This is a genomic window from Sorangium sp. So ce836 (assembly GCF_028553905.1).
Classification (GTDB): Bacteria; Myxococcota_A; Polyangia; order Polyangiales; family Polyangiaceae; genus Sorangium; species Sorangium cellulosum_D.
Map to the genome: position 1 here is coordinate 5,684,049 of NZ_CP102233.1, position 22,492 is coordinate 5,706,540.

At 72.2% G+C, this 22,492-nt stretch carries 9 protein-coding genes; 2 read left to right on the plus strand and 7 right to left on the minus strand.

Translation table 11 applies throughout. The features are described from left to right. From NQZ70_RS20590 to NQZ70_RS20615, 6 genes are all read right to left on the minus strand, one after another. On the minus strand, positions 1-11,703 hold the full coding sequence (locus tag NQZ70_RS20590; RefSeq protein WP_129575730.1) for a non-ribosomal peptide synthetase: 11,703 nt from the start codon (positions 11,701-11,703) through the stop codon (positions 1-3). Between the two features lie 88 nt (positions 11,704-11,791). Then, positions 11,792-13,048, minus strand: coding sequence for a hypothetical protein (locus NQZ70_RS20595; protein WP_129575731.1), 1,257 nt, complete (start codon positions 13,046-13,048; stop codon positions 11,792-11,794). Continuing rightward, positions 13,048-15,816 (minus strand): TonB-dependent receptor domain-containing protein, encoded by a 2,769-nt coding sequence (locus tag NQZ70_RS20600; RefSeq protein WP_237245464.1) that lies wholly within the window; start codon positions 15,814-15,816, stop codon positions 13,048-13,050. The genes NQZ70_RS20595 and NQZ70_RS20600 overlap by 1 nt, the downstream gene beginning before the upstream one ends. Before the next feature lie 170 nt (positions 15,817-15,986). After that, entirely contained in the window at positions 15,987-16,670 is a 684-nt protein-coding gene (locus NQZ70_RS20605) for a TrkA family potassium uptake protein (RefSeq protein ID WP_129575732.1), read from the minus strand. A 128-nt stretch (positions 16,671-16,798) separates the two neighbouring features. Continuing rightward, positions 16,799-18,388, minus strand: coding sequence for a CotH kinase family protein (locus tag NQZ70_RS20610; protein ID WP_129575733.1), 1,590 nt, complete (start codon positions 18,386-18,388; stop codon positions 16,799-16,801). 5 nt (positions 18,389-18,393) lie between these two features. Then, complete coding sequence (locus NQZ70_RS20615; RefSeq protein ID WP_165374072.1) at positions 18,394-19,443, minus strand: AraC family transcriptional regulator; 1,050 nt, start codon at positions 19,441-19,443, stop codon at positions 18,394-18,396. A gap of 139 nt (positions 19,444-19,582) precedes the next feature. Here NQZ70_RS20615 and NQZ70_RS20620 point away from each other — a divergent pair, with 139 nt between their 5' ends. Continuing rightward, positions 19,583-20,353 (plus strand): SDR family oxidoreductase, encoded by a 771-nt coding sequence (locus NQZ70_RS20620; RefSeq protein ID WP_129575735.1) that lies wholly within the window; start codon positions 19,583-19,585, stop codon positions 20,351-20,353. A 168-nt stretch (positions 20,354-20,521) separates the two neighbouring features. Here NQZ70_RS20620 and NQZ70_RS20625 read toward each other — a convergent pair whose 3' ends face one another. Continuing rightward, positions 20,522-21,787: a PAS domain S-box protein gene (locus tag NQZ70_RS20625; protein WP_129575736.1), complete on the minus strand. Its 1,266-nt coding sequence runs from the start codon at positions 21,785-21,787 to the stop codon at positions 20,522-20,524. 313 nt (positions 21,788-22,100) lie between these two features. Here NQZ70_RS20625 and NQZ70_RS20630 point away from each other — a divergent pair, with 313 nt between their 5' ends. Continuing rightward, positions 22,101-22,463, plus strand: a complete 363-nt coding sequence (locus tag NQZ70_RS20630) for an MbtH family protein (protein ID WP_237245465.1) — start codon at positions 22,101-22,103, stop codon at positions 22,461-22,463. The last annotated feature ends 29 nt before the right edge of the window (positions 22,464-22,492 follow it).

The window sequence follows — 22,492 nt, forward strand, 5'->3', positions numbered from 1 at the left end:
CTATCCTCGCCCCCGGCGGCGTCGCGCGTCGCGGCGCGCCTCGGCGCGCTGCGCCCCGACGTCGGCCGGCTCGGCCTTGACCGTCGCCGCGTCGAGCCGCTGCGCCAGTTGCTCGATGGTCGGGTACTGGAACAGGTCGGTCAGCGACACGGCCTGCGCCGCGGCGCCCTCCGCGGGCGCGCGCGCCGCGATGCGCTCGGCGAGCAGGCGCTGCGCGCGCACGAGGAGCAGCGAGGTGAAGCCGAGCTCGAAGAGGTTGTCGGTCACGCCGACGGCCTCGACCTGCAAGACCTCCGCGAGCACCGAGGCGATGAGCCGCTCGGTCGCGGTCCGCGGGGCGAGGGCCGCGGCGCGCGGCGCGACCGCGGCGGGATCCGGCAGGGCGGCGCGGTCCACCTTGCCGTTCGCGCTCAGCGGAAGCGCCGGGAGGACGATGACGTCCGCGGGGATCATGTACTCCGGCAGCTTCTTCCGGACGAAGTCGCGGAGCGCCGCGCCATCGGCCTCGGCGCCGACGACGTACGCGACCAGGCGCTTCTCGCCCGACGGATCGGTCTTCGCCGCCACGACCACCTGCTCGACCGAGGGGTGCTGCGCGAGGGCGGCCTCGATCTCGCCGAGCTCGATGCGGAAGCCGCGGATCTTCACCTGATGGTCGGTGCGCCCGAGCAGCTCGATGGTCCCGTCGGCGAAGTAGCGGCCCAGGTCGCCTGTCCTGTACAGCCGCTCGCCGATCGTGGGGTGCTTCAGGAACCGCTCCCGGGTCCGCGCCTCGTCGCGCCAGTAGCCGAGCGCGACGCCGATCCCACCGATGTAGATCTCGCCGGGGACCCCGATCGGACACGGCTCCAGCCCCTCGTCGAGCACGTAGGTGTGCTGGTTCGCGAGCGGCCGGCCGTACGGGATGCTGCGCCACGCCGGGTCGACGTCCGAGATCGGGTGGGCGATCGACCAGATCGACGCCTCGGTCGCGCCGCCGAGGCTCACGACGCGGGGCGCGCGGCAGGCCGCGCGGATGCGATCGGGGAGCTTCAGCGGGATCCAGTCGCCGCTCATCATGACGAGGCGGAGCGACGACAGCGCCGGATCGCCCGCGCCGGGGGACGCGTCCATGAGCATCTCCATCAGCGCCGGGACCGAGTTCCACACGGTCACCCGCTCGCGCTCCACGAGCTCGCGCCAGTGCCCCGGATCCGAGGCGCGGGCGGGGTCGGGGATCACGACGGCGCCTCCGGCGGCGAGCGTCCCGAACACGTCGTAGACCGACAGGTCGAAGCTCAGCGACGAGAGCGCGAGCGCCCGGTCCTCCGGGCCGACGTCGAAGCGGCGGTTGATGTCGAGGACGGTGTTCACCGCGCCGCGGTGGTCGATCATCACGCCCTTGGGCAGCCCCGTGGACCCGGACGTGTAGATCACGTAGGCCAGCTCGTCCGTGTTTCCGCCGGGCGGCCGGCGCGCGACGGGCTGCTCGCGCCACCGCTCGTCCGCGTCGACGGCGAGGCGCTCGATGCCCGCGGGCCAGGCGATCTGCCCGTCGATCGCCGACTGCGTGAGGACGAGCCGGACCTCGGCGTGCTCCAGGAGGTGCCTGAGGCGCTCCTCGGGGAGGCGAGGGTCCAGGGGCAGGTAGGCGGCGCCGGCGCGCAGCACGCCGAGCACGGCGGCCACCTGCTCCCAGCCCTTCTCCATGACCACGGCGACGAGCGCGTTCGCGGTCGCTCCGGAGCGCGAGGCCGCCGCGGCGATCGACTCGGCGCGCCGGGCGAGCTCCCCGTAGGTGAGGCGCCGGTCGGCGTCGACGACCGCGCACGCGTCGGGCTGCTCGACGGCGCGCTCGAAGAACGGCCCCTCCAGCCGGAGGTGATCCGGGGTTGCGACCGCGGTGTCGTTCCACGCGACGAGGGCGCGCTCGCGGTCTTCCGGCGCGACGGAGAGCGCGCGGACGCGCTGCGCGGGGTCCTGGGCGGCGCGCGAGAGCACGCTCTGCATGGTGGCGAGCATCCGGTCGATGGTCGCCGCGTCGAAGAGGTCGACGTTGTACTGGAGCGAGATCACGTCGCGCCCGCCGCGCGGCTCGACGCTGAAGCGCAGGTCGAAGCGCGTGGCCTCGACCGGGAGATCGAGCGGCTCGATCCGCACCTCACCGAGCTCGAGCGCCTCGGTTGGGGCGTTCTGCACGACGAGCATGACCTGGAACAGCGGCGAGCGGCTCAGGTCGCGGCGGGGGTTGACCGCCTCGACCACCTTCTCGAACGGGGCGTCCTGGTGCTCGAACGCCTCGAGCGCGACCTTCCGCGCCCGCGAGAGGAGCTCCTCGAAGGTCGGGTCGCCGCCGAGGTCGAGGCGCATCACGATCGTGTTCACGAAGAAGCCGACGAGGGGCTCGAGCTCGGGGCGAGGCCGGTTGGCGACCGCGGTCCCGATGGCGATGTCGTCCTGGCCCGAGCTGCGCCTGAGGAGCACGCCGAGCGCGGCGAGCAGGACCATGAAGCGGGTGGCGCCGCGGCTTCTGGCGAGCTCGTCGAGCTGCGCCACGAGGCGCGCGTCGAGCGGGAGGACCCGCTCCGCGCCGCGGAACGTCTGGACGGGCGGCCGCGGTCGATCGGTCTGGAGCTCCAGGACCGGCAGCCCGCGGAGGGTCGCTGTCCAGTGAGCGAGCTTGTCGGCGAGCCGCTTCCCCGCGAGGTGGCGGCGCTGCCATACCGCGAAATCGACGTATTGGAGCGGCAGCTCGGGCATGTCCGCGGGCCCGCCGCTCCGCGCGCGCCGGTAGAGCTCCGCGAGATCGCGGACGAGGGGCTGGAACGACCAGGCGTCCGTGACGATGTGGTGCGTGGACAGGACCAGGATGCAGGCGTCGTGGTCGAGGCGGAACAGCCTGGCGCGGAACACGGGCCCGCGCGCGAGGTCGAACCCCGTGGCCTGCTCGCGCGACGCCCAGGCGCGCGCCGCGGCCTCCGCCTCGTCCGCGGGCGTGCCGCGGAGGTCGACCACCTCCGGCGGGGCCGCCTCGGGCTCGCAGATCTTCTGCGCGGGCGTGGGGCTCGCGACGAACACCGTGCGCAGGCTCCAGTGCCGCCGGACGAGCGCGGCGAGCGCGGAGGACAGCGCGTCGACGTCGACGAGGTTCCGCAGGCGGACCGCCTGCACCACGTTGTAGGCGGTCCCGCCGGGGAGCAGCTGCTCGAGGACCCACAGGCGCTCCTGCTCGTACGAGAGCGGATACGGCTCGTCCGCCGGCGCGCGGCCCAGCGAGGGCGCGATCTCGCTGGCGGGCACCGTTGCTGCGGCGGCGGTGGTCGAGGCGGCGCCGGAGGAGAGATGACTGGCGAGCTGCGCGAGGGTTGGGTGCTCGAAGAGCGTGCGGAGGGTGGTGCGGATGCCGAGGGAGGACTCGACGCGTCCGAGGACCTGCATGGCGAGCAGGGAGTGGCCGCCGAGGTCGAAGAAGCTGTCGTGTCGTCCGACGCGGTCGAGGTGGAGGACGGATTGCCAGATGGCAGCGAGCTCCAGCTCGAGCTCGCCCGAGGGGGGCTCGTAGTCGGCGCGTGCGGCGGGGGGCGCAGGGAGGAGCCTCTTGTCGACCTTGCCCGAGAGGGACATGGGCAAGGCGGGGAGCAGGACGAAGTGGGCGGGCACCAAGGCGTCGGGCACCAGCCGGGCCATGCCCTCGCGCAGGTCGCGCTCGGAGGGCGTGTCGGCGCCTGGCACGACATAAGCCACCAGGCGCGCGGCGTTGCCTTGGCCGTGGAGGACGACGACGCCCTCGCGGACGCCGGGCAAGCGTCGCAGGGCGGATTCGACCTCGCCGAGCTCGACACGGCGGCCGCGGAGCTTGACCTGCTCGTCGCGGCGTCCGGCGAAGGCGAGCTGTCCGTCGGGGCGCCAGCGCACCAGGTCGCCGGTGCGGTAGAGGCGTGCGCCGGGCTGGCCGAAGGGATCGGGCAGGAAGCGCTCTGCGGTCAGGTCCGTGCGTGTGTAGCCCTGGGCGAGGCACTCTCCGCCGATGTACAGCTCGCCGAGGACGCCGGGCGGCACGGGGTGCATGTGCGGGTCGAGGACGTAGACGAGGGCGCTGTCGACGGGGCGGCCGAGCGGGGGCTCATCGCCGAGGTCGGCGACCTCGGCGACGGTGGTGATGACGGTGGCCTCGGTGGGGCCGTACATGTTGAAGAGGCGGAAAGGGAGCGGTCGCCGGAGCGGATGGAGCTTGTCGCCGCCGACGGTCATCGCGCGCAGAGCGGAGCCGGTCCAGTCTTGCTCGAAGCACGCCTCGGCCAGGGGCGTGGGCATGAACGAGAGTGTGGCCCGCCGTTCGACCAGCCAGGAGACGAGCGCCGTGGGAGAGCGGAGGGCGTCGTCGTCGGCGAGGAGGAGCGTGGCGCCGCAGGCGAGCGGCGTCCAGACCTCGTAGACGGAGGCGTCGAAGCCGCTGGAGGCCAGCTGAGTCCAGCGGTCTTGCAGAGAGATCTCGAGCAGGTGCTGGAAGAAGGAAACGAGCCTTGAAAGGCTCGCGTGGCGCACACAGACGCCCTTCGGCGTGCCGGTGGAGCCGGAGGTAAAGAGAATATAGGCGAGGTCGTTGGGCCTGGAGACGAGCGGAATGTGGGCGCTGGGCGCGCGGGACCCGTCCTGGACGAGGTGGACGGGGCAGGGGGCGGCGGCAAGCTTGTGGCTGGCCTGGCTGCTGGTGAGCACGAGCGAGGCGCGGCAGTCGGCGAGCATCTCGGCCAGGCGCGCCGGGGGGTTGGCGGGGTCGAGCGAGGCATAGGCGGCGCCTGCCTTGAGGACGGCGAGCTGGGCGGCGACCATGCGAGGCGAGCGCTCGATGCAGACGCCGACGACGCTGCCGGGGCCGACGCCGCGATCTCGGAGCAGCAGGGCGAGCTCGGTGGACCAGGCACTCAGCTCACCGTAGGTGAAGCGCTGGTGGCCGAACTCGAGCGCGGTGGCGTCCGGCTGTCGAGCGGCGTGGGCCTCGAACAGCGCATGGACGCAGGCGGGGGCCGGGGCGGAGGCGGCCTGTCGTGCGGCGGCAGCGCCGCTCCAGTCGTCGAGGAGCAATGCGCGCTCGGCGTCGGAGAGCATCCGGAGCTCGGAGAGCGGCCGACCGGGATGCTCGACGGCGCTCTGGAGCAGGAACACGAAGTGGCGCGCCAGCCGCTCGATGGTGGCCGGGTCGAAGAGCTGCTGGTCGTACTCGAAGCGCAGGGCGATGCCGGAGTCGAGCTCTGCGGCGAACAAGGCGAGATCGAACTCGGCCGCTGCCCGGTCGTCGGCGAGGGTCGTGAACTCGAGCTCTCCCTGCGCGATCCGCACATCCCCCGCGCCGGTGGTGAGCGCGGCGAGGCGGGGATCCAGCGACGGCAGAGCGCCCTGGAAGGCGAAGGCGACGTCGAAGAGCGCGCCGCCTCGCCGGGCCGCGCCCCGGGGCTCTGCGAGCAGGTGCTGGAGGGCGCTGTCGCCGTGGGCCAGCGCGTCGAGGAACGCGTCGCGCACGCGGGCGACGAGCGCGTCGAAGGACGCGGCCCCGCGCAGCGCCACGCGCACGGGGAGCATCTGGACGAAGTAGCCGAAAGCCCGAGTGCTCTCGTCGTCGTTCCGCCCCGCCGAAGGGACGCCCACGACAAGATCGTTCTGTCCGCTCGCGCGATGGAGCAAGACGGTGAGCGCCGACAGCAGGACCGAGAAGAGCGTGGTTCCGCGCTCACGCGCGAGGCGCGCCAGCGCTCCGGTCAGGGGCTTTGGCAGCGTGATCGCGTGAGCGCGACCGCGGCGAGGGCTCGCGTCGTGGCGGGCCCGGTCGCGGGGGAGGTCGATGGCGGTCGTCGCGCCGTCGAGCGCCTTGCGCCAGTGTTCTGCTCCGCCGGCCGCCTCCCGCGGCGAGGGACAGCTCACGCCGGCGGCGAAGAAGCTCGACGGCGGCGGCAGCTGCGGGGGCCGGCCCGCGCGCAGCGCCGAGTACAGCTCCCCCAGCTCGCGCACCAGCAGCGCGAACGACCAGTAGTCGACCACGAGGTGGTGCAGGACCACGGTGAACAGCGGCGGCTGCCCCTCTCCGCGCCGCCAGACATGCACCCGGAGCAGCGGCCCGCGCTCCAGGTCGAACGCGCGGCGGCGCACCTCGTCCGCGCGGGCGACGATCTCGCGCTCGTCCAGCCCGATCGCCGGCTCTTCGGCCCATTCCAGGGCGATATGGCGGTGGACCTGCTGCAGCGGATGTCCGTCGCGCGTGAGGAACGTCGTGCGGAGCGCCTCGTGCCGCTCGACGAGGCCCTCGAACGCGCGGCGCAGCGCGGCCACGTCGACGCCGGCGCCGAGCCGGACCGTCCTGCCCAGGTTGTAGAGCGCGCCGTCGGCCGACTTCTGGCACTCCAGCCACATCGCCCGCTGCCCCTCGGTCAGCGCGAACGGCTCTTCCGGCGTCGCCACCCGCGGCGATGAGGAGCCGTCCGGACGGGTGAGCCCTCGCTCCAGGGCCGTCGCTGCGGCGGCGGTGGTCGAGGCGGCGCCGGAGGAGAGATGACTGGCGAGCTGCGCGAGGGTTGGGTGCTCGAAGAGCGTGCGGAGGGTGGTGCGGATGCCGAGGGAGGACTCGATGCGTCCGAGGACCTGCATGGCGAGCAGGGAGTGGCCGCCGAGGTCGAAGAAGCTGTCGTGTCGTCCGACGCGGTCGAGGTGGAGGACGGATTGCCAGATGGCAGCGAGCTCCAGCTCGAGCTCGCCCGAGGGGGGCTCGTAGTCGGCGTGCGCGGCGGGGGGCGCAGGGAGGAGCCTCTTGTCGACCTTGCCCGAGAGGGACATGGGCAAGGCGGGGAGCAGGACGAAGTGGGCGGGCACCAAGGCGTCGGGCACCAGCCGGGCCATGCCCTCGCGCAGGTCGCGCTCGGAGGGCGGGTCGGCGCCTGGCACGACATGGGCAATCAGGCGCGCGGCGCTGCCTTGGCCGTGGAGGACGACGACGCCCTCGCGGACGCCGGGCAAGCATCGCAGGGCGGATTCGACCTCGCCGAGCTCGACACGGCGGCCGCGGAGCTTGACCTGCTCGTCGCGGCGTCCGGCGAAGGCGAGCTGTCCGTCGGGGCGCCAGCGCACCAGGTCGCCGGTGCGGTAGAGGCGTGCGCCGGGCTGGCCGAAGGGATCGGGCAGGAAGCGCTCTGCGGTCAGGTCCGTGCGTGTGTAGCCCTGGGCGAGGCACTCTCCGCCGATGTACAGCTCGCCGAGGACGCCGGGCGGCACGGGGTGCATGTGCGGGTCGAGGACGTAGACGAGGGCGCTGTCGATGGGTCGGCCGAGCGGGGGCTCGTCGCCGAGGTCGGCGACCTCGGCGACGGTGGTGATGACGGTGGCCTCGGTGGGGCCGTACATGTTGAAGAGGCGGAAAGGGAGCGGTCGCCGGAGCGGATGGAGCTTGTCGCCGCCGACGGTCATCGCGCGCAGGGCGATGCCGGTCCAGTCTTGCTCGAAGCACGCCTCGGCCAGGGGCGTGGGCATGAACGAGAGTGTGGCCCGCTGAGCGACCAGCCAGGAGACGAGCGCCGTGGGAGAGCGGAGCGCGTCGTCGTCGGCGAGAAGGAGCGTGGCGCCGCAGGCGAGCGGCGTCCAGATCTCGTAGACGGAGGCGTCGAAGCCGCTGGAGGCGAGCTGAGTCCATCGATCTTGCGGCGAGATCTCGAGCAGGCGCTGGAAGAAGGAAACGAGCCTTGAAAGGCTCGCATGGCGCACACAGACGCCCTTCGGCGTGCCGGTGGAGCCGGAGGTGAAGAGGACATAGGCCAGGTCGTCGGGCCTGGAGATGAGCGGAAGTTGGGCGCCATGGGCACGCGCCCAGTCCTGGACGAGGTGGACGGGGCAGGGGGCGGCGGCAAGCTTGTGGCTGGCCTGGCTGCTGGTGAGCACGAGCGAGGCGCGGCAGTCGGCGAGCATCTCGGCCAGGCGCGCCGGGGGATTGGCGGGGTCGAGCGAGGCATAGGCGGCGCCTGCCTTGAGGACGGCGAGCTGGGCGGCGACCATGCGGGGCGAGCGCTCGATGCAGACGCCGACGACGCTGCCGGGGCCGACGCCGCGGGCGCGGAGCAGCAGGGCGAGCTCGGTGGACCAGGCGCTGAGCTCTGCGTAGGTGAAGCGCTGGTGGCCGAACTCGAGCGCGGTGGCGTCCGGCTGTCGAGCGGCGTGGGCCTCGAACAGCGCGTGGACGCCGGCGGGCGCCGGGGCGGAGGCGGCCTGTCGTGCGGCGGCAGCGCCGCTCCAGTCGTCGAGGAGCAATGCGCGCTCGGCGTCGGAGAGCATCCGGAGCTCGGAGAGCGGTCGACCGGGGTGCTCGACGGCGCTCTGGAGCAGGAGCACGAAGTGGCGCGCCATCCGCTCGATGGTGGCCGGGTCGAAGAGCTGCTGGTCGTACTCGAAGCGCAGGGCGATGCCGGAGTCGAGCTCTGCGGCGAACAAGGCGAGATCGAACTCGGCCGCTGCCTGATCGTCGGCGAGGGTCGTGAACTCGAGCTCTCCCTGCGCGATCCGCACGTCCCCCGCGCCGATCGCGAGGGCTGACAGGCGTGCATCCAGCGATGGCGGGGTGCTCTGGAAGGCGAAGGCGACGTCGAACAGCGCGTCTCGCTGCGCCTCGCCCTGCGCTCGCGCGAGCAGGTGCCGGAGGGCGCTGTCGCCGTGGGCCAGCCCGTCGAGGAACGCATCGCGCACGCGGGCGACGAGCGCGTCGAAGGACGCGGCCCCGCGCAGCGCCACGCGCACGGGGAGCATCTGGACGAAGTAGCCAAAGGCCCTGGCGCTCTCCTCGTCGTGCCGCCCCGCCGAAGGGACGCCCACGACAAGGTCGCCCTGCCCGCTGGCGCGATGGAGCAAGATGGTGAGCGCCGACAGCAGGACCGAGAAGAGCGTGGTTCCGCGCTCGCGCGCGAGGCGCACCAGCCCTCCGCTCAGGCTCGCCGGCAGCGCGATCGCGTGAGCGCGACCGCGGCGAGCGCCCGCGTCGTGGCGGGCCCGGTCGCGGGGGAGGTCGATGGCGGTCGTCGCGCCGTCGAGCGCCTTGCGCCAGTATTCTGCTCCGCCGGCCGCCTCCCGCGGCGAGGGACAGCTCACGCCGGCGGCGAAGAAGCTCGACGGCGGCGGCAGCTGCGGGGGCCGGCCCGCGCGCAGGGCCGAGTACAGCTCCCCCAGCTCGCGCACCAGCAGCGCGAACGACCAGTGGTCGGCCACGAGGTGGTGCAGGACCACGGTGAGCAGCGGCGGCTGCCCCTCTCCGCGCCGCCAGACATGCACCCGGAGCAGCGGCCCGCGCTCCAGGTCGAACGCGCGGCGGCGCACCTCGTCCGCGCGGGCGACGATCTCGCGCTCATCCAGCGCCATCGCCGGCTCTTCGGTCCACGCCAGGGCGATATGGCGGTGGACCTGCTGCAGCGGATGTCCGTCGCGCGTGAGGAACGTCGTGCGGAGCGCCTCGTGCCGCTCGACGAGGCCCTCGAACGCGCGGCGCAGCGCGGCCACGTCGACGCCGGCGCCGAGCCGGACCGTCCTGCCCAGGTTGTAGAGCGCGCCGTCGGCCGACTTCTGGCACTCCAGCCACATCGCCCGCTGCCCCTCGGTCAGCGCGAACGGCTCCTCCGGCGTCGCCACCCGCGGCGACGAGGGGCCGTCCAGACGGGCGATCTCTCTCGTGAGCTCGCGGAGAGAGCCTCCTCGCAAGATCGATGTCAGCGGGATCGCGCGCCCCGTCCGCGCCTGAAACGCGTGCTGGAGCTCGACGGCAGCGAGGGAGTCGAGGCCGAACCGCGATATCGGCAGCGCGTCGTCGATCTGCCCGCCGTCCAGACGAAGCGCGCGGGCGAGCGTCGACCGCAGCGCGTCCAGCAGGCTCCGGCCGGAGGGCTCCTCGGTCTCCGGAGGCGCGTCGTCCGGGGGCGAGGCGTCGTCGAGGAGCTCCGGCGCGAACGCGACGTGGCGCTCGCCGAGCGCGTCCTCGAGAAAGGCGCGCCGGCACTCCCTCCGGCGGACCTTCCCGCTCGACGTCTTGGGCAGCGCGCCCGGCGCGATCAGCGCGACGGCGTGCGCGACGAGCTGGTGCTCGGCGGTCACCGCCTCGCGCACGGCCGCCACGATCTCGCGCGGATCCGCGGCCACGCGCGGGTCGACCTCGCACACCACGGCGAGGCGCTCCTCGCCCTCGTGCTCCACGGAGAACGCGGCGCTGCAGCCCGGCCGGACGGCGCGATGGCTGCTCTCGACGGTCTTCTCGATGTCCTGGGGGAAGTGGTTGCGGCCTCGAAGGATGATGAGGTCCTTCGACCTCCCCACCACGAACAGCTCGCCTCCCCGGAGGAAGCCGAGATCTCCCGTGCGCAGGTAGCGCGGCGCCGCGCTGCCGGCGAGCGTGGCCCCGAACGTGGCCTCCGTCTCCTCCGGGCGCCCCCAGTAGCCGGCGGCCACGCTGGGCCCGGACACCCAGATCTCCCCGATCTCCCCCGGCCCGAGCTCGTTCCCCGCGGGATCGACGATCGCGACCGCCCGCGGATCGAGCGCCCGACCGCTGCCGACGAACGTGCGCGCGCCCTCCGCCGACGACGCGACGGCGCGCCCGAGCTCCACCTCCTCGGGGGCGAGGCGCGCCAGCACCGGCGCCTCGGCCCGCGCTCCGCCGCTCACGATGAGCGTAGCCTCGGCGAGCCCGTAACAGGGATAGAACGCCTCTCGCCGGAACCCGCTGACCGCGAAGGCGCGCGCGAAGCGATCGAGCGTGTCGGCGCGCACCGGCTCGGCGCCCGTGAACGCGACCTCCCACGACCGCAGATCGAGCGCAGCTCGCTCCTCCTCCGAGCTCTTCCGGACGCACAGGTCGTATGCGAAGTTCGGGCCGCCGCTCACCGAGGCGCCGAGCGCCGAGACGGCGCGGAGCCACCGCATCGGCCTCTGCAGGAACGAGAGCGGCGACATGAGCGCGACGCGGATCCGCCGGTAGAGCGCCTGCAAGATCCCGCCGATGAGCCCCATGTCGTGATACGGCGGCAGCCAGATCACCCCGACCGGATCCGGGCTCGTCAGGTCGAATCCCTGCGCGATGAGCCGCGAGTTGTGCAGCAGATTCCCGTGGGTGAGCATCACCCCCTTGGGCTCGCCGGTCGAGCCGGAGGTGTATTGAAGGAACGCGACCGACTCCGGCCGGAGCGCCGCGCCCGGCCCCTCGATCGGGCCCGGCGCCGGGCCGTCGGTCGCGATCCACCGGAGCCGCTGCAGCGCGGCGGCCGCGGCGCTGGCCGGAAGGGACGCCACGATGCCGGCGACGGACGATGACGTGAGCGCCGCCTCGGCGCGCGCGTCAGCCACGATGGAAGCGACGCGCGGCAGCGTCCGCTCGAGCCGGCCGAGATCCGGCGGATAGGCGGGCACGGCCAGGACTCCAGCGTAGAGACACCCGAAGAACGCGGTGATGTACTCGATCCCCGGCGGATACAGCAGCAGCGCGCGGGCCCCGGGGGCGACGCCCGATGCCTGCAAGAGGGCCGCGACGGTTCGCGCGCGCTCGTCAATTTCCCGCAGGGGCACCCAGGTCGCCCCGGCCTCGACGTCGCCGGACTCAAGAAAGCAATAGATTGGGCGGGCGGGCTCAGCTTCGGACCGCTGGCGCAAGAGGTCGATAACGGTGGAAGGGCGGTTCCGTTCGTTCCGTTCGAATGCAAGAAAAGCATCATTCATTGAACAGACCCCTCCGCCGCGGAGATAGCAGCTTGTCCGCTGCGACACAACCGCCGCGCGACGCGCGTGGCACGGCGGGATCTGGGCGTTACTCCACCTGCATTTCCCGTCGCGTCACGCTCGCTCCGCCGCGGGTGTCGTGAACCACCGCCCACAGCGACACGCGCCCTGGCTCCGAGGGCGGCGTCCACGTGGTCCCGTTGCCCCCGCGAGAGGCGCCGGTCGTATCGCTCACCAGGCGGCGCGCCCCGTCGAACTCGCCACCGTCCGTGTAATAGTCGACCCAGATCGCCTCGCGCGCCGGCGGACCGCCGAGCCCGGCGGCTTCCTCGTCCACCTCGGCGGCCTTCTCGGGCACGACAGCCTCGATCTCGTAGGTCGTGCACTCGTCCTCGGCCGGCTCGGTCCGGCCGCAACCCTGGGCCTGCTCCTCGGGCCGAACGCACCGCTTCACGACGGGCAAACCGTCCTCGCCCGGCGCGACCTCATTGCCATCGAGCTTCAGCGTGAAGCCGTCGATGGGCGGGTTCGTGTTCAGTCGCTCCTTCTTGAAGACATAGACCTGCGTGTAGCCCACGACGAAGCTGTCCGGACCGAGCACCGTCCCGTCGTCGCCGACGCACTCCAGCGGAAACCCGGCCTTTTCGGGCGCTGAAGCCACGCGTGTCGTGCCGGCGCACACGGCGAACAGCACGTATGCCGACGAGTACACCGTTCCCGTCTCGGTGGGCCTCGCGTCCTTGAGGATCTCCTTGGGCAGCTTCCACGTGAACGAGACCGCATCGGGCTCGCCGCTCTTCTCCGGACCGATCTCCTGCTGCGCGAAGGGGACGGTGCGCTCCCCGTCGCCACCGCCGCTGCCGTCGCCGCCGTCGCCGCTGGCGCCAGCGCCGCCATTGCCGCCTTCGCCGCCGCCAGCGCCACCACTGCCGCCGTCGCCGCCGCTGCCACCATCGCCACCACTGCCGCCGTCGCCGCCGCTTCCGCCGCCGCCGCCTCCCGGATTCGCGACGATTCCCGCCGCATAGGTGCCCAGCCACTGCGGGATGCACCCGAGGTGCTCGTCCACCCCGACCGGCGGATTCACGCAGCCGCCCACCCACGTGACCTCGACCTTCCGCGGCGCGCCGTCCTCCGCGCCCTTCGCGTCGGCGTACGTCATCCGGAACGTCACGAGCTCTTCCGCCGCCGCGTACGGCTTGTCCGCCGTCACGGCGAGGACGCGGAGCCCCTTCACCTCGGACGAAGGGGCCATGTCGCTCCCGGCGCAGCAGGGGATGCCCACGGCCAGGGTCGAGAGCGCGGCCAGCAGCGCGCGACGAGCGGGCAGTGCGGTCTGTTTCATCAGAAATCTCCTCGCAGCCCGAGCGTGGGCAGGAAGGGGAGCCCCGTCACGTACTCCCGCTTCGTGTAGTTGAAGTTGTAGCTGATGCCCTCCGCAGCCATGTAATTGTAGACGTTCTGGATATCGAGGTAGAGCCCGAGCTGCCACGTCTTGAATTTCCACATCTTGTCGGCGCGGATGTCGAGCTGGTGGAACAGCGGCATCCGCTCGCTGTAGTCACCCCCGAGCGGGATCGGCGAATACCTCGCAGACGACGCATGGTAAATCGCGTTCACCCGGTTCGGATTGCACCCCTTCTCCTCCGGATCGCAGACATAGGGCGTCTGCAGGTTGCCCGACACGAGCCGGAAACGCGCGCCCAGCTCCCAGCCCCGGCCGAGCCGCAGGCTCCCGAGCACCGTCAGCACGTGCGTCTGATCGAACTGCGTGAGGTGCTCCTCCTCGTCGGGGCCGTCCTTGCGCACCGACCGCGAGAGGGTGTACGCCGCCCAGCCGAAGAAGCGCTCGTCCGGCTTGTACTTCAACAAGAGCTCGCCGCCGACCGCGTATCCGGTGCCGTCGTTGGCGTAGTCGTCCTTCTCCGGCGAGAAGACGACCAGCCGATCGAGCTGCTTGTAGAACCCGTCCAGCGTCACCTCGATCTGCGGGGTAATCTCCTGCTCCACGCCGAGGCCGTAATGCACGGCGCGGTTCGACTTGAGCTCCGCATTGCCGAACGGCTCGATGCTCTCCGCGAACTGCGGCGCCTGATAATAGAGGCCCACGCCCCCCTTGGCCGTCGTCCGCGGGAAGCCGCTCCGGATGTCGTAGCGCGCGTTGACCCGCGGGCTCACGTCGAGCGTCTGCGTATCGAGCGCGTAGTCGACCCGCACCCCGGGGACGATCCGCGCCCGCGGCGAGGGGACGACCTCGAGCTCGGCATACGCCGCGGGCCGCGAGTACGCGCCGTCGAACGACCGATCCTGGAACGGGTACGTCGAGAACGGCTGGTTCGACGGGTGGCCCGCGGGCTGCTGCGACGGCGCGCGGATGTTGACCGTGGCGACGCCGCCCGAGAGGTCGGTGCCGACGTTCATCGTGAGGTACCGCGCGAACCTGTGCGAGAGCTCCAGCCGCAGGTCGAGCGAGGTCGAGACGACGTTGAAGGCGAGGGGAGAGATCTCGAAGTCGGCGATGTCCCGGCCGAGCGCCATCGACCACAGCAGCCGATCCCGGCTCCCGATCCGGTTCTCGTAGCTGAGCTGGAAGCGCTGGAAGGCGGTGTGCAGCCCGAAATCGCCCGTCAGCGCCGGCTCGTCCTCCGGCGGCTTATCCAGGGTGATCTTGAAGGCGTCGTCCGATCCGTAGAAGCTCGCGCGCACGCGCTCGCTCGCGGAGGGGCGGCCCTCGAGGACGAACTGGTAATCGTAGTAGACGGGCGCCTGCGTGACGCTGGAGCCCGCCTCCTTGAGCACGGGCCCGAGCCACGCGTCGACCCAGCTGCGGCGGCCCGCCGCGATGAACGTCCAGTCCTTGAGGAACGGGACGGGGCCCTCGAGGAGCACGCGCCCGTCGATGAGGTCGAGCTGGACCACGCCGTGGTACTTGCCGTCCTGCTTCGGCGAGCGGAGCCCGACGTCGACGATGCCGCCCATGGCGCGGCCGTACACGGCGCTGAAGTTGCCCGGATAGAAGTCGATCTTTTCGAGCATCTCGGTCGGCACGACCGAGGAGAGACCGCCGAAGTGATAGATGATCGGCACCGGGGTGCGATCGACGAACGTCAGCGTGTCCTGGGGCGCGGACCCGCGCACGATGAGCAGCCCGAAGCCGCTGCGCGCGACGCCCGGCAGGCTCTGCAGCGAGCGGAGCGCGTCGCCGCCGGTCCCGGGGATGCGGTCGATCTCGCGCCGCTCGATCGTCCTCCGCGTCACCTCGCGCGGCGGGCGCTCGCCCTGCACGGTCACCTCGATGCCCGGCGCCTTGCCGTCCTGCGGCGCGGCGAGCGAGATGCGGTAGCGCACCTCGATCGCCTCGCCGGCCGCGATCTCCTCCTCGGCGGCGAACGGCTCGAACCCCGCGGCGGCGACCTCGACGCGGTACTTGCCGGGGGGGAGGTTCTTGAAGCGGAACTTGCCGCCCTGGTCCGTCTTCGCCTCCTCGCGGCCGCCGTCGGGGCGCACGAGGGTGACCGCGATGTCCGGGAGCGGCTCGCCGGTGCCCGCGGACAGGACGGTCCCGAGCACCGTCTCGACGTCGGCGGGCGGCGCCGGCGCGGCCGCATCGGGGGGCTTGGGCGTGAGCGTGAACGCGTACCGGTAGAGGATGCGCGCCGCCGCGGGCGTGCCGTCCGGGCGCCGCGCCGGCGCGAACTCCAGGCCGGGCGCGGCCGCGAGCGCGGCCTCGTCGAAGCCGTGCCCGCCGGGCGTCGCGACCTCGGCCTTTGTGACGCGCCCGGTCTTGTCGATATCGAGCTTGAGGATGACGCTGCCCTCGACGCCGGCGCGCTGCGCCTCGATCGGATACGCGGGCGGGGAGTACTTGATCAGCGTCGGCGGGCTGATGGCGGCGGGCGCCGGCGGGGGCGCGCCCGGCTGAGGGACGACGACCGCGCCGGCGCCGCCGCGGGGGACCGAGGCGCCGCCCGAGTCGCCCTCGGCGGCAGGAGGAGGCTCGGGCGGGGGCGCGCCTGCGGGCTGCGCGCGCGCTGCGCTGCCGGTCATCGCGACCGCGAGCAGCAGCGCTTCCGAGACGACGAGGCGCATCACGGAGGACGCTGTGGAAGGCATGCGGCCCGCCCTCTCGCATGGCGAGGCCGAGGCGGAAAGACGCATCGCGCAGCCAGGACCGTGCTTCACATTGCTTCACACAACGGGCGCCGCGCGCGCCCCCGGGCCGCGCGAGCGCAGGCGGCGCGCGCGCCCGCGGGCGGCGCGATCGCGAGCGGCGCGCGGCGCGATCAGCCGCCGACCTCGGCCACGAACCGGCTCACGTCGTCGCTGTCGCCCACGAGCAGCAGCGTGTCGCCGTCGCGGATCACGTAGTCCGGTGTGGGTGCCTCGAGCCGCGGCTTGTCGCCGGGCCGCTTGTTCGTGTGCGGCCGCACACCGAGCACGTTGATGCGGTACCGCTGGCGGATCTTCGAGCCGGCGAGCGTCTGCCCGACCAGCGGTCCGTGGGCGTTCCAGGGGACCACGCGGTAGTGGCTCGCGAGGTCGAGGAGGTCCTGCGCGAGCGGCATGGTGATGTCGGCGCCGACGCGGCGGCCCATCTCGGTCTCGAGCTGGATGACGCGGGTCGCGCCCACCGCGCGCAGGATGTCGGCCTGGCGATCGGTGGCGGCGCGCGCGATGATCTCGCGCACGCCCATCCGGACGAGGGAGGCCACGCAGAGCACGGACGGCTCGAAGTGCTCGCCGAAGGTCACGATCGCGGTCTCCACGTACTGCGCGCCGATCCCCTCGAGCACCTTGTGGACGGTGGCGTCGCCGACGAACGCGGCCGAGGTCTTGTCCTTCACGGCGTCGACGGCCTCCGGGTTGTTGTCGACCGCGATCACCTCGGCCCGGTTCTTCCAGAGGGTCTCGACGACCGACGTGCCGAACCGCCCGAGCCCGATGACGAGGACGCTCTTCGATTTCATGGTCTCCGGTCGCGCGCCGCCCCGTCGGGGCGCGGCGCCGCGAAGGTCTCACGGATGCGCCGGGAGCGCCACGGTTCGGCGCTGCCGTCGTCGCGACGGCGCGGCCCGCGCCGCGCGGCGGGCGGCGCTCAGTAGAGCTCGTCCTGGTGCTGCCACCGCTCCGAGATCCACGCCTTCAGGTACGCGATCTCCTCCTCGTACGTCGTGAAGTCGTCGCGCCAGCTCCAGCCCTCGTAGCTCCGGTACGCCTCGCCCCACCGCGCCTCGTCCCGGCGCGCGCTCGCGTCGATGCGCTCCACGTAGCCGTCCACGATCGCGTGGATCTCGGCCTCGGCGAGCGCGCCGCGCAGGACCTGATCGTACCGGGCGCGCAGCGGGTCGCCGATCGACGGCTCCTCGAGGAGGCGCTCGAAGAGGAGGTTCACGTCGCGGTAGTCGACGCGATCCGAGGCCGGCTCGCGCTCGGTCTCCCACGACTGGCCGAAGCTCGCGTTGAAGTCCCACGGCGCGTAGCGGAAGACGCCGTCCGCGGCCGGATCGCGGTAGTGGTAGCTGTTCTTTCCGGCCGAGTCGTTGGCCACGATGAACGTGACGAAGATCCACCAGTCCTCGTAGTCGCGCAGATCGATCCGCGACCCGATCTCGGCGGCGAACGTGGCGTCGTCGGACTCGGCCACGAAGCTCACGAGATCTTCCAGATCCGAGAACGCCTCCGGCTCGCCCTCGGCCGGTGTCCCTTCCTTCTTCTCGAAGCCGTCGTGCAGCGTCTCCTTCGGGTCGCCGGACCGGTCGGTCAGCGCGAAGTTCGCGTCGTGGCTGACCGCCTTGTAGAGGTTGCCGTCCTGCGGGTAGCCGTGGTCCTCCATCAGGTAGCCGTCGACGTGATCCGAGACGGTGTAGAGCCCCGCGTACTCCCCGTCGAGGTACAGGACAGCGCTGTAGGTCTTGATCTGGATGTGCTCGGGATCGAGGCGGTTCCAGAGGTCGTAGGCGAGGCGCTGCCGGACATAGGAGTTGTCGTCGAACGTCGTGATGAGCACGACCTTGCGGCGATCGGTGAAGCCGCCCGCCTCGTCGGGCTCGTTGAACTTGTCGTCCTTGGGGAACTTGAGGGTGTAGCTCCGCTTCGGGTACGAGAGCGAGCTCTCGCCGCGGAGCTCCGCCTCCGCGGCGTACGTGTGGCCGCGGTAGATCACCGTGGCCGGGGCGTACTCCTTGTCCTCGGGGACGGGCGAGAGGAAGAGCACCGGCAGGCCGTACTCCTCGGGGTAGCGGGTCGGATCGACGACGGGCACGTTCGACGGATCGGCGAAGGCGTCGGCGACGCCGACCTTGACGCGCCCGACCTCGGACGTCTGCGCGACGCGGATCTCGATGTCGTAGACGGCGGCCTGATCGAGCCCGGGCGAGAACGTCACCTCGCGCGCGATCGGGTCGTACGCGGCGCCCTCGGGGAGCGGGCCGACCTCGAACGCGTCGCCGGCGAGCGCGAGGCCGCTCGCGCACGTCACCGGGAACGTCACGGTCTCCCCCTCGAGGAGCCAGTGCGGGCCGCCGCCCGACGGCTGGCAGCGCGAGCCCTCGGCGCTGGAGCCCCCGGCGCTGGAGCCGGACGGATCTCCCGCCGGACCGGGCGAGTCGTCGGAGCAGCCGGAGGCGCAGAGCGATCCCAGGACAAGGGCCGCGGTCAGCGGCAGGAAAGGGTGAAAAATTCGCATGAGGCTTATTCTACGCGAGCGCGCGCCGGCGTGGGTCGCGCTGCGGCGGCGCTGTCCCCCCTCCGAGTCCGCCGCGGCAGCTCCGAGACGGCAGAGGTCGCCGGCGATCGGGGCGAGGCGCTCGACGTGAGGTGCCGCCGCCACGCGCCGGGGGCCATGCCGGCCCACTTTCGGAACGCGTGACTGAACGACGCCTCGGACGAATAGCCGGTGAGGCGCGAGACCTTTGCGAGCGGCGCGCCCTCGCGGAGGAGAACCGCAGCCTTCTGCATGCGGAGCCGCGTGAGGTAGGCGAGCGGCGGCTCGCCGACGAGCTCCGTGAAGCGCGCCGCGAAGACCGAGCGCGAGACGCCCGCTTCCTTCGCGAGCGAGGCCACCGTCCACGGCTCCTCGGCGCGCCGGTGCATCGCGCCGAGCGCCGCGGCGGTGCTCGGGTCGCGGAGCGCGCCGAGGAAGCCGCCGCCGCCCTCGGGGAAGCGCGCGAGGTACGCGCGGAGGATCTGGATGAACATGACGTCCGCCATCCGGAGGAGGACGATCTCGGACCCGGGCCGGTTCGTCTGGATCTCGCGCGTGATGAACTGGATGTTCTCGAGGAACGACGGCACCGCCTGCTCCACGTCGGGAGTCATCCGGATGAGCGGTGGCAGCGCCGCGAGGATCGGTGTCGCGAGCGGGTCGTCGAGCACGAAGGCGCCCGTGATGAAGGTCGTCTCGGGGCCCTTCGCGCCGAGGTCGATGTGGATGACGCCATGGGTCGAGTGGGTGGTGCATCGCGCGACCTCTTCGAACCTCCGGGAGGTGCTCCGCGGATGGTCGCGCAGCGCGTGGGCGTGGCCGAGCGGAAGTACCGCGAGGTCGCCACCGGAGAGCGCGACGCGCGGCTCGTCCACCTTGTCGACGCTGAGCCAGGCGCTGCCGCGGACCACGTAGTGGAACCGGATGCAGCTCTTGACCACCGGCAGGGCGACGCCCCACGGCGCGCGCCCGACGGTGGAGACCCAGCGCGTCCGCTGCAGACGAACCGGGGCAAGCACCGCGCTCAGGGCATCCATCGCTCGACAGCGTAATGAGCGCGGGCCGCGGTGTCCAAGTCGCGCGGACGATCTCGAAACTTTCCCGGACGACCTCGCATGGTTCGTGCGGATCGCGAGCCTTACCAAGGACGCGTCGTCATCGACGAAAGGGAACATCATGACCAGCAAGCTCGATCTCTCGAAGGAGTTCATCGGTCGCCGCGCCATCGTCACCGGAGGCTCGCGCGGCATCGGCGCGGCGATCGCGCAGCGCCTCCTCGACGCCGGCGCCAAGGTCGTGGTCGCCGCGCGCTCGCGCAGCGACGTCACACCCGCGGCGGCGACGTTCATCTCCGGCGACATCCGCACGAGCGAAGGGGTGAAGTCGATCGCCCGAGAGGCGCTCGCGGCCCTCGGCGGCCTCGACATCCTCGTGAACAACGCGGGCGGGTCGCGCGCGTTTTCTGCGGGAGGCTCCGAGGCGATCCCCGACGAAGAGTGGCAAGACGCCCTCGCGCTCAACCTCCTCTCCGCGGTCCGCCTCACGAACGCGGTCCTGCCGGCGCTCCGCGCCTCGAAGGCCGCCGCGATCGTGAACATCTCGTCGACGGCAGCGACGATGCCGGTCGGCACGTTCGCGCATTACTGCGCCGCGAAGGCGGCGCTCGACACCTACTCGCGCGCGCTCGCCGTGGAGCTCGCGCCGAGCGGCGTCCGCGTGAACGTCGTGACGCCGGGCCCGGTGGCGACACCGAGCTCCGAAGATCTGCGGAAGAGGTTCACCGACGAGATGGGCCTGTCGGCCGATGCGTTTGTCCAGCAGGTGCCGCTCGGACGCGTCGGCACCACCGACGATGTCGCGGAGGTCGTCGCGCTCCTCGCGTCGGATCGCGGGAAGTGGCTGACCGGCGTGAACTACCGTGTCGACGGCGGACAGACGGCGCGCTGACGGTCAGGCCTTCATCGGGCTGCCGACCTCGTCGGCCGCGCGGAGGTCGTTCAGCGGCGTGACGAGGGTGCGCCGGCCGCTCTCGCGCGGCGGGGGCATGCGGCCGGCGTCGACGTTCACCTGGACCGCCTGGAACAGGAGGCGGGGCGGGGGCGGCCCGCGCGCGGCCTAGGCGCTGCAGCGGGAGAGCGCGTAACGGAGAGCGCTCTGGAGCAGCCCGAAGGTCAGAAACGCCCCCTCCGCGCTGCCGATCTCGGTCATGGTCCGCGCGATCGCCGGGGAGATCCCGGAGACGAGGCACTGGCTACCGAGGAGGCTCGCCGCGCGCACCACGGCGAGCAGGTGCGACACGGTCGCGGCGTCCACCGCGCTGACGCCGGTCAGGTCGAGGATCGCGAAGCGCGCCTGTGTCCGGACGATCTCGGGGAGCAGCCGCTCCATGATCTGCGCCGCCCTCGCGGTCTCCACGGTGCCGATGACCGGCAGCACGAGCACACCCTCCCACGCCTGGATGATCGGCGTGGACATCGCGAGCATCGTCTCCTGCTGCTGCCGCAGCAGCGCCTCGGCGCGTTCGCGCTCGGCGTTCTCCTCGGCGAGCTGACGGTTCTTCCGCTGGAGCTCCTCGGTGTCGCTCTCCCGGCGCTGGAGCGCCTCCCGGAGCTCCGCTTCCAGCTGCTTGGACGCCGTGATGTCCTTGACCGTCACCGCGACGCCGTCGTCGAGCGGGACGATCTGGTATTGCAGGCACAGGCGCCCGCCCCCGGGCAGCGCGCTCTCCGTCTCCGCGAGCAGCCGCTCGCGCGTCCGAAAGACGTGCTCGTATTTCTCGAGGAGCCCGAAATCGCGAACCGCGGGAAAGACATCGGCGACCCGCCGGCCGATGATCTCCTCGCGCGGCCTCGACGTCACCTGGCTCACCAACAGGTTGGCCTCGGTGAACACGAAATCAACGGTCTCCCCCGGCTCGCCGACCGTGCGCCGCAGCACGCAGAACCCGTCGAGGCTGCCGTCGATCGCCGCCCGGTACCGCGACTCGGCGGCGAGCAGCGCCTCCTCGGCGCGCCGGCGATCGGTGATGTTGCGCGCTACGCAATAGACGAGCTCGGCGTCCGGGTAGATTGCCGAGTTCCACTCGATCCACAGATACGAGCCGTCACGGCATCGATATCGGTTCACGAACGTCGCGGTGGCGTCGCCGGACAACAGCTTCGCCGACTCGGTCACGGTGCGCTCGCGATCTTCGGGATGAACGAAGTCGAGGAAGGGCCTGGCCAGGAGCTCTTCGCGCGAGAAGCCGAGCGTCTGCTCCCACGCCCGGCCGATGCGCTTGAAGTATCCGTCGAATCCGGCGATCCCCACCAGGTCGACAGAGAGCTCGAAGAAGCGGTCGAGGTCGTCGAGCCGAGGCGCTTCAGGCATGACGAAGAGCATGGCTATCACCTCCGCCGCGGGCCGTCGACCCCCTCGGCGAGCTCCCCAGGCCCGGGCCGCGCCGAGGTGCAGGATCGTCGCGCTCACGGCCGGATCGCGCCGGAACCGCTCCGCCACCGCGCCGATGCGGCGGTGCGACGCGAAGGGGCCGCGTTCGCTCCACGGCCTGCGGGCGCGCGCAAGGCCGCGGTGTGCCCAGAGGTCCGCGGCGACGAGCGGCGACGAGCGCCGTCGCGACCTGACATCCGCGTGGTCCGAAGGCGGCTCGGCCGCCGCAGCGGGCCCGCGGGCGGGGGCGCGAAGATGCCATGACATGGGCATCGATCCCGGCATGGCGCCGTCTCGGGTCGAAGACGGTTTGATCCTGCGATCCGCGCTCGGAGATTCCGGCTCGACGGCGCGAGCGCCGAGGTTATCGTGCGACCCCGCAGCGCAATCGGGCCGACCCGCGGAGGTGGAGATGAGCCAGGGAGAGCGACAGGACGTAGCGACCTATCGAGTCGTCGTCGATCACGAGAAGCAGTATACCGTCTGCCCTGTCGAGCGCGCGATCCCGCGCGGGTGGCGGGAGGCCGGCAAGCAGGGGTCCGTCATGGAGTGCCTCGCTTATATCGATCAGGCATGGGAGCGCCTGCGCGCCCCGGCGGAGGGATGCGCCCCAGTCGATGTCGCGTGAGCGCGGGCGGAGCGGCCATCCTGACGCCG

Bases quoted from the DNA above. Each gene is read 5' to 3' on its own strand.
- NQZ70_RS20605 (WP_129575732.1), bottom strand. From the start codon at position 16,670: ATGAAATCGAAGAGCGTCCTCGTCATCGGGCTCGGGCGGTTCGGCACG.
- NQZ70_RS20595 (WP_129575731.1), bottom strand. From the start codon at position 13,048: ATGAAACAGACCGCACTGCCCGCTCGTCGCGCGCTGCTGGCCGCGCTC.
- NQZ70_RS20590 (WP_129575730.1), bottom strand. From the start codon at position 11,703: ATGAATGATGCTTTTCTTGCATTCGAACGGAACGAACGGAACCGCCCT.
- NQZ70_RS20625 (WP_129575736.1), bottom strand. From the start codon at position 21,787: ATGCTCTTCGTCATGCCTGAAGCGCCTCGGCTCGACGACCTCGACCGC.
- NQZ70_RS20630 (WP_237245465.1), top strand. From the start codon at position 22,101: ATGGGCATCGATCCCGGCATGGCGCCGTCTCGGGTCGAAGACGGTTTG.
- NQZ70_RS20600 (WP_237245464.1), bottom strand. From the start codon at position 15,816: ATGCCTTCCACAGCGTCCTCCGTGATGCGCCTCGTCGTCTCGGAAGCG.
- NQZ70_RS20615 (WP_165374072.1), bottom strand. From the start codon at position 19,443: ATGGATGCCCTGAGCGCGGTGCTTGCCCCGGTTCGTCTGCAGCGGACG.
- NQZ70_RS20620 (WP_129575735.1), top strand. From the start codon at position 19,583: ATGACCAGCAAGCTCGATCTCTCGAAGGAGTTCATCGGTCGCCGCGCC.
- NQZ70_RS20610 (WP_129575733.1), bottom strand. From the start codon at position 18,388: ATGCGAATTTTTCACCCTTTCCTGCCGCTGACCGCGGCCCTTGTCCTG.